The sequence below is a fragment of the Chitinophaga sp. genome, assembly GCF_036569125.1.
Lineage (GTDB): Bacteria > Bacteroidota > Bacteroidia > Chitinophagales > Chitinophagaceae > Chitinophaga.
In genome coordinates this window covers 1-11,117 of record NZ_DATCRF010000035.1, presented here as the reverse complement: position 1 = coordinate 11,117, position 11,117 = coordinate 1, and the positions used below count along the sequence as shown (strand labels likewise).

The 11,117-nt window shown below is 49.1% G+C and carries 8 protein-coding genes; 3 read left to right on the top strand and 5 right to left on the bottom strand.

Annotated elements, in window-relative coordinates:
- The first annotated feature begins 366 nt into the window (after positions 1-366).
- Positions 367-2,970: a DNA mismatch repair protein MutS gene (gene mutS, locus VIM87_RS01190; protein ID WP_331995199.1), complete on the top strand. Its 2,604-nt coding sequence runs from the start codon at positions 367-369 to the stop codon at positions 2,968-2,970.
- Positions 2,971-3,190: 220 nt separating this feature from the next.
- On the opposite strand, the gene VIM87_RS01185 is transcribed toward mutS, so the two are convergent.
- Positions 3,191-4,261, bottom strand: coding sequence for an RluA family pseudouridine synthase (locus tag VIM87_RS01185; RefSeq protein WP_331995198.1), 1,071 nt, complete (start codon positions 4,259-4,261; stop codon positions 3,191-3,193).
- 239 nt (positions 4,262-4,500) lie between these two features.
- Here VIM87_RS01185 and lipB point away from each other — a divergent pair, with 239 nt between their 5' ends.
- Positions 4,501-5,214, top strand: coding sequence for a lipoyl(octanoyl) transferase LipB (gene lipB / locus VIM87_RS01180; RefSeq protein ID WP_331995197.1), 714 nt, complete (start codon positions 4,501-4,503; stop codon positions 5,212-5,214).
- A gap of 10 nt (positions 5,215-5,224) precedes the next feature.
- Here the strand turns inward: lipB and VIM87_RS01175 are convergent, their stop codons facing one another.
- From VIM87_RS01175 to VIM87_RS01160, 4 genes are all read right to left on the bottom strand, one after another.
- Positions 5,225-5,755 carry a hypothetical protein gene (locus tag VIM87_RS01175; protein ID WP_331995196.1) on the bottom strand — a complete coding sequence of 177 codons (531 nt, stop codon included), beginning with the start codon at positions 5,753-5,755 and terminating at the stop codon, positions 5,225-5,227.
- Positions 5,756-5,890: 135 nt separating this feature from the next.
- Complete coding sequence (locus VIM87_RS01170; protein WP_331995195.1) at positions 5,891-6,622, bottom strand: hypothetical protein; 732 nt, start codon at positions 6,620-6,622, stop codon at positions 5,891-5,893.
- 177 nt (positions 6,623-6,799) lie between these two features.
- Positions 6,800-7,693 (bottom strand): 1-aminocyclopropane-1-carboxylate deaminase/D-cysteine desulfhydrase, encoded by an 894-nt coding sequence (locus tag VIM87_RS01165; RefSeq protein WP_331995194.1) that lies wholly within the window; start codon positions 7,691-7,693, stop codon positions 6,800-6,802.
- Positions 7,694-7,816: 123 nt separating this feature from the next.
- A complete protein-coding gene (locus VIM87_RS01160) occupies positions 7,817-10,078 on the bottom strand; it encodes a family 20 glycosylhydrolase (protein ID WP_331995193.1) in 2,262 nt (753 codons plus the stop codon).
- A 668-nt stretch (positions 10,079-10,746) separates the two neighbouring features.
- On the opposite strand from VIM87_RS01160, the gene VIM87_RS01155 reads away from it, so the two are divergent.
- Positions 10,747-11,052, top strand: coding sequence for a hypothetical protein (locus VIM87_RS01155; RefSeq protein ID WP_331995192.1), 306 nt, complete (start codon positions 10,747-10,749; stop codon positions 11,050-11,052).
- The last annotated feature ends 65 nt before the right edge of the window (positions 11,053-11,117 follow it).

Here is an 11,117-nt window from a genome sequence, read left to right as displayed (position 1 = left end):
GCACCATGCCCTGTAAAAGAAAGGCATCGGCGGTACGGAAAACCGATCCTACGTTATGCATGCTCCGCACATTATCCAGCACCAGCACCAGCGGCGTTTTATCGGCAGCTTTGAACTGGTGGATGGTTTTACGCCCCAACTCGTCCATGGTTAGTTTACGCATAGAGCGCAAAGATAGGAGAATGTGCGGATGTGCAGATATGCAAATGTACAGATGTGTAAATGAATGAAAGCGAAGCAGGTGCCTCCCGTTTGAAAATCCATGTATCAAATATATACTGAATGAAAGCGAATGTGGATAAACGGTGAACTCCATCTGCACATCCGCATATTTGCACATTGGCACATTTATTATATTTGCCCCCTATGGCTAAAAGCAAATCAGAAGAAACCCCATTGATGCAGCAGCACAATGCCATTAAGGCAAAATATCCGGATGCCGTGCTGCTTTTCCGGGTGGGCGATTTTTATGAAACGTTTAACGAGGATGCAGTGATCGCTGCACGGGTACTGGGCATTGTATTAACAAAAAGGGCCAATGGCGCTGCTTCTTATGTAGACCTGGCCGGCTTTCCGCATCATGCGCTGGATACTTACCTGCATAAGCTGGTAAAAGCCGGCTACCGGGTAGCGGTATGTGATCAGCTGGAAGATCCCAAATCTGTAAAAGGGATTGTAAAACGGGGCGTTACAGAAATGGTAACACCCGGCGTGGCCGTAAATGATAAGCTGCTGGAAAATGCCAGCAACAACTTCCTGGCCGCCGTGCACTTTGGCAATAATAATACGGGCGTAGCCTTCCTGGATATTTCTACCGGCGAGTTCTTTATAGCACAGGGCAACCTGGAATATATTGATAAATTGCTGCAAAGCTTTAAACCGGCAGAGGTAGTGTTTGCCAAACCCCAGCAAAAACATTTCCGCCAGCATTTTGGCAGCCGTTTTTATACCTATACGCTGGATGAGTGGATCTTTACCACACAGTACAGCCAGGAAATATTACTTAAACATTTTGGTACGCACTCCCTGAAAGGCTTTGGCGTAGCTGACCTGGAAGAGGCGCATATTGCTGCAGGCGCTACCCTGCATTACCTGCGTGATACAGAACATCCGCACCTGCAGCACATTACCGGCCTGCAGCGTATAGATCAGGATGATTTTTTGTGGATGGACCGCTTTACCGTTCGTAACCTGGAGCTCATGAACAGCAGCGTGGAGAACGGGCATACGCTGCTGAATGTGCTGGATAATACCGTATGCCCCATGGGCGCCCGCCTGCTGAAACGCTGGCTGGTATTTCCGCTCCGCGATCCGCAACAGATCAACGAACGGCTGGATGTAGTGGAGTACTTTATTAAAGAAACCGATCTTACCAAAAACCTGCAGCAGCACCTGAAACAAGCCGGCGACCTGGAAAGGCTGGTATCTAAAATACCGCTGAAAAAGATCAATCCCCGGGAAGTGATGCAGCTGGCAAAATCCCTGCAGCAGGTACAGGCCATACAGGAGCTGCTGGCAGCTACCGGCAATAACTACCTGCAACGCCTGCACGCACAAATGGATCCCTGCCCGGCAATACTGGACCGCATCTTACAACAGGTAACAGATACGCCGCCGGTACTGGTAAATAAAGGCGGCACCATTCGTGAAGGAGTGCATCCGGAGCTGGACAAGCTGCGTATGATAGCCAGCTCGGGCAAGGAATACCTGCTGCAGATCCAGCAAAAAGAATCAGAAGCTACCGGCATTCCCTCCCTGAAAGTGGCCTTTAACAATGTGTTCGGCTATTACCTGGAAGTAACCAATGCCCATAAGAATAAAGTACCCAACAACTGGATCCGGAAACAAACCCTGGCTAATGCGGAGCGGTACATTACACCGGAGCTGAAGGAATATGAAGAGCAGATCACCGGTGCAGAAGAAAAGATACTGGCCCTGGAAATACAGCTGTTTGATGACCTGCTGCTGGCTTTACAGGAATACATAGTACCCGTGCAGCATAATGCACAAGCCATGGCGCGCATAGATTGCCTGTTATGTTTTGCATGCAATGCGCTGCAGTATAAATACCGGCGCCCGGTGCTTACAGATGGTTTTGAGCTGGATATTAAAGAAGGCCGCCATCCGGTAATTGAACGCGGCCTGCCGGCCGGCGAAAGCTATGTGGCCAACGATATTTTACTGGATCAGGAGCAACAGCAGATCATTATCCTTACCGGTCCTAACATGAGCGGTAAATCGGCCCTGCTGCGGCAAACGGCACTTATTACGCTGATGGCGCATATGGGTAGCTTTGTGCCTGCCAGCAGCGCTACCATTGGTTTAACAGATAAGATCTTTACGCGTGTAGGCGCTTCCGATAACCTGAGCGGTGGAGAGTCTACCTTCATGGTGGAGATGAATGAAACCGCCAGCATCATCAACAATATTACGCCCCGCAGCCTGGTGATCCTGGATGAAATAGGCCGCGGCACCAGCACCTACGATGGTATTTCCATTGCCTGGAGCATTGTGGAATACCTGCATGATATGACGCCGCATAAACCCAAAACATTATTTGCCACGCACTATCACGAGCTGAATGAGCTGGAAAATAAACATAGCCGGGTAAAGAACTACCACATTACCAATATGGAATCCGGCAACAAGGTGATCTTCCTCCGTAAGCTGGCGCCGGGCGGCAGCCGGCATAGCTTTGGTATTCATGTAGCCCGTATGGCCGGTATGCCGCCTGCCCTGGTGAACCGTGCCAATGAAGTGCTGGCGCAGCTGGAAGAAAAACATATTGAAGCGCCGCTGCAGCATAACATTAAACAGATTGCCAACTCCACCAAGGTGCAGCTGAGCATTTTTGATGCGCATAGCGATACCTTTAAACAGATCCGTGATATGCTGGAGCATGTGGATATTAACCGCTTAACACCGGTAGAAGCGCTGTTGAAGCTGAGCGAGATCAAGGGGCTATTATAAGTTTATTTCATTAACATCTGATTAGCGCTATAATTATATCAGCTGCATTATTTTTGTTTCAGAGAGATGCAATGGTATGTGTTGCATACCATTACACAGCCCGGAAGGGCTGTGTATTATTAAACTTCGCAGACACAAAGAGAGAAGCAAATAGCGTGTTTACACGCAAACGGGAGTCCATCAGGGCTGCCTTTTTTTTATCAGAATTATTTGCAGAAAGTTATTCCTCCAGCGGCCGCGCGGCTACATACCGCCGCCATTTTTCCAGCACATTTTTAAAATCATCCGGTAACGGACTTTCAAATTGTATCGGTTGCCGGGTGCGGGGATGAATAAAACCCAGGGTTCGCGCATGCAGGGCATGGCGGGGAATGATCTCAAAGCAGTTTTCTATGAACTGTTTGTATTTGGCAAAAATGGTTCCTTTCACGATCCGGTTCCCTCCATAGGTATCATCATTGAACAGCGGATGTCCTATGTGCTGCATATGCACCCGTATCTGGTGCGTACGGCCGGTTTCCAGCCGGCAGGCAATAAGGGTTACGTAATTAAACCGTTCCAGCACTTTATAATGGGTAATAGCTTCCTTGCCATACTCGCCATCCGGGTAGGCATCCATGATCTTGCGGAAGCGCTGGTGCCGGCCCACATGGGCTACTATGGTGCCTTCGTCCTCCTCAAAATCGCCCCATACCAGGGCCAGGTACTGGCGCTGTACGGTATGGTCAAAGAACTGTTTGGCCAGGTCGGTCATAGCCTTATCTGATTTGGCTATCACCAGCAGTCCGCTGGTATTTTTATCAATGCGGTGCACCAGCCCAAAGCGCGGTATTGCCGGTATTACGGCGGTGCGGGAATGCTCATCGCCCAGGTACCAGGCCAGCCCGTTCACCAGGGTACCGGTATAGTTGCCGCAGCCGGGGTGTACCACCAGGCCAGCGTGTTTATTGATGATCATCAGGTCATCATCCTCATAAACAATATCCAGCGGCATATCTTCCGGCAATACTTCCAGGCTTTCCGGGTTTTTGCTGGAATACACAATAATGCGGTCGCCGGGTTTTACCTTATAGTTGGATTTTATAGGTTTTTCATTCACCAGCACCATGCTGCTTTCACAGGCCTGTTGGATCTTATTGCGCGTAGCGCCCTCTACCCGGTTCATCAGGAATTTATCGATGCGCAGGGGCTCCTGGCCTTTATCAACCTGTATGTTCACCCGTTCGTACAGCTCCTCACTGCCTTCCCCGTTGTCCAGTTCATCTTCCAGTTCCGGTAATACTTCCGCCATGTGTGCTTTAAAATTTTTGCAAAAGTACGGCTATTTTCGCGCACCTGGCTGTTGTTTGGCGCTGCCCTTACCTTATCTGCCATCACAGTGCGTCTCAGCATGCCATCCTGATCCGCTGCCCTGCCTCGCTCACCCAATCCGGTAAATCCACCGTAATTTGCATGCAGCATGCTCTCTTCCCTCACCCTCCCTCTTGCCCTCTTTCTCCAAATCCGGTAAATCCAGCGTAAATTTGCAGCATGAAACAACAGATCAATGTAGATGATTTAGGCCTGATCGATTATCAACAAGCCTGGGACTACCAGGAAAACCTGTTACAACAGAATGTGCGTATTAAGCTGGATGCCAGCCGCGCCGCGGCAGCTACCCCGCCCGCTACTATCCATCACCTGCTTTTTTGCGAACACCCGCCTGTATATACCCTGGGTAAAAGCGGCCATATAGAGAACCTGCTCATTAACGAGCAGCAGATGAAGGAGAAGGCTATTGCCTTTGTACCCACCAACCGCGGTGGGGATATTACCTTTCATGGTCCGGGCCAGGTAGTAGGCTACCCCATCCTGGACCTGGAATACTTTTTTACAGACCTGGGCCGCTACCTGCGCTCCCTGGAAGAAGTGATCATTTTAACCCTGGCTGATTACGGCATCACTGCCGGCCGCTCCAAAGGCGAAACCGGGGTATGGCTATCGCCGGAAGACCCGGCCAATGCCCGTAAAATATGCGCTATGGGCGTGCGCTGCAGTCGCTGGGTAACCATGCACGGCTTTGCGCTGAATGTAAATACAGACCTTAGTTATTTTAATCATATTATACCCTGCGGCATCACCGATAAAAAGGTAGCCTCCATGCACGAGGAACTGGGCCGCCCGGTACCGGTAGAGGAGGTAAAGATCCGGCTGCAAAAGCACTTCGGAGAAGTATTTGGTGCGGAGCTGATGGTTAAGGTGTAATGCCCATGACCTAACTTATTGTATAATAGCCCGGGGTGCCAATTCCAATGGTCCAGAAGTGCCGGGCTTTTTCAAGGTCTTCATCAAGTAATTCCTTGTTGTCTTCATATTCGCCGCTCTCTTTCATGTCAGCAATGCTTTCCTGCACGTCTTTTTCCGTGAATTCCCGCCAAACACCCACTGAAATATTGACAAAACAGTAGCAGTACTCCGCTTCAGAGTCATCTACCGGACCCTGATTTTTTTCTGAAAGCAGGGCCAGAAGATTGTCAGCGCCCATCTGAAAAGGATCGATCCCATAGAGCGATAGCTGTGTTCTTTCAGGAACAGGGCCGTAAATAAACTCTATAAATTCAACCATGCCAGCCTTATCAAAATCAATCCTGCACTCATAGTCATCATAAAACGACCGGCTGCCATCGGAATGATCGCCGGGTTTTCCCAGTATTTTCTCAATATCAGATCTGGATTGGCCTAAATTAATGGCGCCGAGGCCGGGAATGTCAATCCCTTGTAAGGGGAGGATAGTAATAGTTGTCATAGTATATTATTGGGGAAAATGAAGTAGTCTTTCTCATGTGTTTCCCATGTCTTTCTCATGAGTTTCCCTACTAGATCCCATGTTTTTCCCTAGTCCATCCCTAGTGAATCCCTAGTCAGGCTCTTATTTCTCCTCCTACGATCTATAATTCAACGGTATAAAAAAGCTCCACTTCTCTTTCAGCTTTCCATCCTCATACAGCTCAAAGTTAAACCAGCCGGAGTGCAGGAATATGGCTTTTTCCAATATCAGGAAGGGTTCTTTTACCTGGTCTATCTGGAACAGGAAGCCGCCATCTGTTTCAAAGAATTTAACAGAGTATTTCTTTTTTTCAGCATCCGGCAGGTTAATGTTCACATTTCCGTCTACTGTGGTATAGATCGTATTGGAGGGGTGCCATACTACTTTTTCCGGCGCCTTTTCCCCGTTGGCAGCGCTTTTCTGTAATTCCTTTACATCTTCCATATCCAGCTTCTGGGTGGCCTTGATGGTGCTGTCCGGAACGGCCAGTACGGTATTGCTGTACATATATCGCCCGGTGTTCAGCAGTATGAACAGGCGGTAGTAGTTGCTGCCGGGTAAAGGTTTGGTATCCAGGTATACATTCCGGGTTTGGGCCGGGTAAGAGGCATATGCAATGGTGTTGAAGTTCAGCACACTATCCAGCGAGCGCTGTATACCGATCTGTTTTACATTGGTAAAACCCGACAGCCATTCCAGCTGGATCTTACCGGTTTTGATCAGGGCCATAAAATCCGGCAGCACCGGTGGAGTGTACTGCTGGGTGGGCGCTTGCTGGGCATAGGCACACAGCGTAAATATGTTGAGTAATAATGCTATGAATGATAAACGCGCGATCTGCTTCATACAACAAAAAACAAGTTCAGTTCCACTTTACTGTTCCTAATGCCTTTACAGTCGCCGGGCATAGTCAGTTCCGGATGGGTAGGTAACTCACCGGGCATATGCGAAGACCTGTAAAAGGGATTGGCTGTTAAGTTGGCAAAAATACAATTAGCTCCAAATATAGCGAAGCGCTTTTTATTAAAAGCATAGAACGCCGGAGGGCAGGGAAAGATTGCCCTGTAAACCACCGGTGTGTATCAGCAGCAGGCGGCTGCCCTGGGAAAAATAATCCTGCTGCACCAGCTGTTGCAGGCCCCACACCATTTTGCCGGTATAGATCATATCCAGCGGTACCCCGGTTTGTGTATAAAAGTCATTTATAAAGTCAATCAGTGCCGGGCTCACTTTGGCATACCCGCCCCCATGAAATCCCTGTAATAGCTCCCAGTTGGCAGTAGCAGGGCTTTCCAGCAGATCCTCCACTTCCTGCTGCAGATAGGTGGCGCCTTTTAATACGGCAACACCTAATACCTGTTGCTGCGGTTGCGCGCTGTTAATTAATCCCGCCAGGGTAGTGCCGGTGCCCACCGGGCATAGGATATGTGTAAAGTGCTGCGTGGGCGCCAGGGTTAATATTTCCTTACACCCGGCTGCACCAGCTGCATTGTGGCCGCCTTCGGGGATTATAAACCCATCGGGGTATTGTGCTTCCCAATCGGTATGGTCCTTTTGTTTATAAGCCTCCCGGCTAATAAAATGCAGCTGCATACCATAGCGTTGCGCCTGTTGTAAGGTAAGGCTCAGCGCAGGCGCTGCTTCCCCGCGTATAATGCCCGTGCTTTGCAGGCCCGCTAAGCTGCAGGCCGCCGCGGTAGCAGCTATGTGGTTTGACCATGCCCCGCCAAACGTTACAATGCGCGTTTTACCGGCCGCTTTTGCCTGCTCCAGGTTCTGTTTCAGCTTAAACCATTTGTTGCCGGATACCTCCGGGTGCAGCAGGTCTAAACGCAGCATGGCTGCCTCCAGTTGCGGAGGCAGCCATGCCGGTTGTATGGGTTGAAGTTTGATATTTGAATACTTGAGTTGGTCCATGGTCGATGGTCCATAGCATAGTTCGCGTTAGTAGTATACACGTGACATGCTATAAACTGCAATTATACGTTAAATATCAACCACGCACCAGGCCATGGACCATCGACCATGGACTGCGCAGCATCAATTAAACAAGGCATTCCTCAAGTTCACATTCCCTGTTTTGGTACGCACAGTTACACCCAGTTCAGCGCCGCCGCCTGCGTTAAAGTACAATACCTTTATTTTGTGGAAACCCGCCTTCAGGGGCACAATACCGGTTTTATCCTGTGGTGCATGTTCGCCGTCATTATCTATGGTCAGGTCATCATCAATGTACAATACGCCGCCATCATCACACTTCAGGTTAAACTCATATACACCATCCGCATCCACTTTTATATAACCTTCATACGCTAAGCTGAAAACATCCTTTTTCAGGAATGGGCGCAGGTCAAACGAGGGCTGCACACCGCTGCTGTCGGCCTGTCCGCTTACCTGCCGGGCATTTTTGAAAGTGCGGTTGTAGGCATTAAAGCGAATGCCTTTATTGGCAGGGTTCACATTAGCGGCTGCTACATAATCTTTACGCAGGTAGGTAGCGCTGTACACGCTGCTCTTGCGGCCGGAAGGTGTTACCACTATGCATTTCAGCACAGTAGGCGTTTTGTGTACAGGAAGGCTGATGGTTTCTTTATAAAGCGTGCTGCTTTCTGTGGGCTCGCTGCCATCAGTAGTATAATAGATCTTAGCGCCTGCTACCAATGGCCGCAGGGTAATGCTGGTTTTGGAAGATGCTGTTACGTTATTTTCTAAGCCTACAGGTTCCGGTATGCGAAAGGGTACGCCGGTTTTGTCCATATGGGCCAGCTGTGCGGGCAGGCGTTCTAAGAATTTATCATAGTTCTTTTCAGCAGCCGGCGACCAGGTGATCTCTGCAACTGCCAGGGCGCGGGGCCATAACATATAATCCACCAATTGCCCGGTAGGCAGGTACTCCGTCCATAGGTTGGCCTGCACGCCTTTAATATATCCCTGCTCGTTATCCGTAAGGGTAGGGGGCAGGGGCTCATAGTTATACACGGTTTGCAGGGGCAAAAAGCCGCCAATGTTCAGCGGTTCGGTAGCCGGGTTACCCTGGTAATAATCCAGGTACAGGTAGGTATTGGGCGTCATGATCACATCATGTTTTTCTTTGGCCGCAGCAATACCGCCTGCCTCGCCCCGCCAGCTCATTACAGTGGCATTGGGCGCCAGGCCGCCTTCCAGGATCTCGTCCCAGCCAATGATACGGCGTCCTTTGCTGTTAATGAACTTTTCCATGCGCTGTATAAAATAGCTTTGCAGGGCATGTTCATCCTTTAAGCCCAGTTCCTTCATACGTTTCTGGCATTTGGGGCATTCCTTCCAGCGGTCCTTGGGGCACTCATCGCCGCCAATATGAATGTACTGGCCGGGGAACAGGTCCATCACCTCTGTTAATACATTTTCCAGGAACGTGTATACGGAGTCGTTACCCGCGCAATACACCTCCTTATTCACGCCCCACTTGCCGGATACTTTATACGGCCCGCCGGTGCAGCCCAGGTTGGGATAGGCCGCCAGCGCAGCTTCCGAATGGCCGGGCATTTCTATTTCGGGGATGATGGTAATATGCCGATCTGCCGCATATTTTACAATATCCCTTACTTCATCCTGCGTGTAATAGCCGCCGTGGGGCTTACCATCATAGGTATTGCTGCGGGCCGCATGGCCTACAATGGTTTCTGCACGTTTGGATGATATTTCCTGCAGGCGCGGGTAGCGTTTTATTTCTATGTGCCAGCCCTGATCTTCCGTAAGGTGCCAGTGAAAGCGGTTGAACTTATACTGCGCCATTACATCAATGAAGTGTTTTACATAGTCGGCCGGGAAAAACCAGCGGCCTGCATCCAGCATCAGCCCGCGGTAGGCAAAGCGTGGTGCATCCGTGATCTTTACGTTCGGTATGGTCACAGCTTCGCCTTCACCCTGCATCAGCTGCTGTAAGGTTTGCAGGCCATAGAACAGGCCGGCGCCTTTGCCGCGCAGCTGCACCATTTTAGAGGTTACCCACAGCACATAACCTTCATCCGGCAGGGTATTATCCGGCACAATGGAGATCATGCCGGTAGCCGTTTTGGCCATGGCCTTGTTCATAGGCAGGGTAATGCCGTTGTTGGCCTTTAAAAAAACATTCAGCAGGTCGGCTACTTTTTTAGCCTCATCATCCCCATAAAGAATGCGGGTTTGTTTGGAAAAGGAAAAAGTACCCGCCGTGGTTTGAACGGATTTTGGCTGCGGCACCAGCTGCAGGGCCGGCGTTTGCTGTGCGCTGGCGATTACGCAGCACAGCAAAGCCCAGGAAAACACTAAAAGTTTCTTCATGTTTATTTGTTTATAAAAGCTCAAAGCATAAAGGATAAAGCATAAAGCTTTGTCCTTCGCTTCCGTTTAAAATTCCTGTTATAAGCATAAAGCTAAAAGCATAAAGCGTAAAGCCCAAGCCTGCATGCAGTAAGCTTTACGCTAAAAGCCACTATTTATAGCATAAAGGATAAAGCATAAAGCATAAAGCCTCAGGCCTTCATGCAGTAAGCTTTTTCGCTAAAAGCCACTATTTATAGCATAAAGGATAAAGCATAAAGCGTAAAGCCTCAGGCCTTCATGCAGTAAGCTTTTTCGCTAAAATCCACTATTTATAAGCATAAAGCTCAAAGCCTAATCCCGGGCAGCAAGCTTTACGCTAAAATTTGCCATCTCATTATACACATATCCCTCCCAGGCCCCACCTCCAATCCAACGCAGTCAGCTTTCTGCTTTGCGCTTTCTCCTTTCCGCAAAATTTACCATTTGTTCATATAAGCATAAAGTATAAAGCCCAACCCCAACGCAGGTAGCTTTTTGCTTTCCGCTTTCAGCATTGCGCCTGCTGCTTTATGCTTTGCGCTTTCGGCTTTCCGCTAAAAAAGAACGCGTAAAATACTTTTAATGACTAAATTTAACGCTGATATTTATGGTTCAAGATTTGAAAATTAAAAACTAATCAGTAGAAAATGAAACCTACTTTATTGATTCTGGCAGCAGGCATGGCAAGCCGGTACGGTAGCTTAAAACAGATCCAGCAGTTTGGTCCCAGCGGTGAAACCATCGTGGACTATTCTATTTTTGACGCCATCCGCGCTGGTTTTGGTAAGATCGTATTTATCATTCGTAAAGACTTTGAAAAAGATTTCAAAGACATTTTTGAGCCCAAGCTGAAAGGCAAGGTAGCTACTGATTACGTGTTCCAGGAAATGAATGCCTTTACACAAGGCCATGGCCAAAACGGCTACCGGCATGATCTCCATTGTGCCGGATAATACCCTGCCGGATGAAGGTTATGTGCTGTGGGTAACCTCTAAAATGGTGCAGCTGCGCGGCAAAG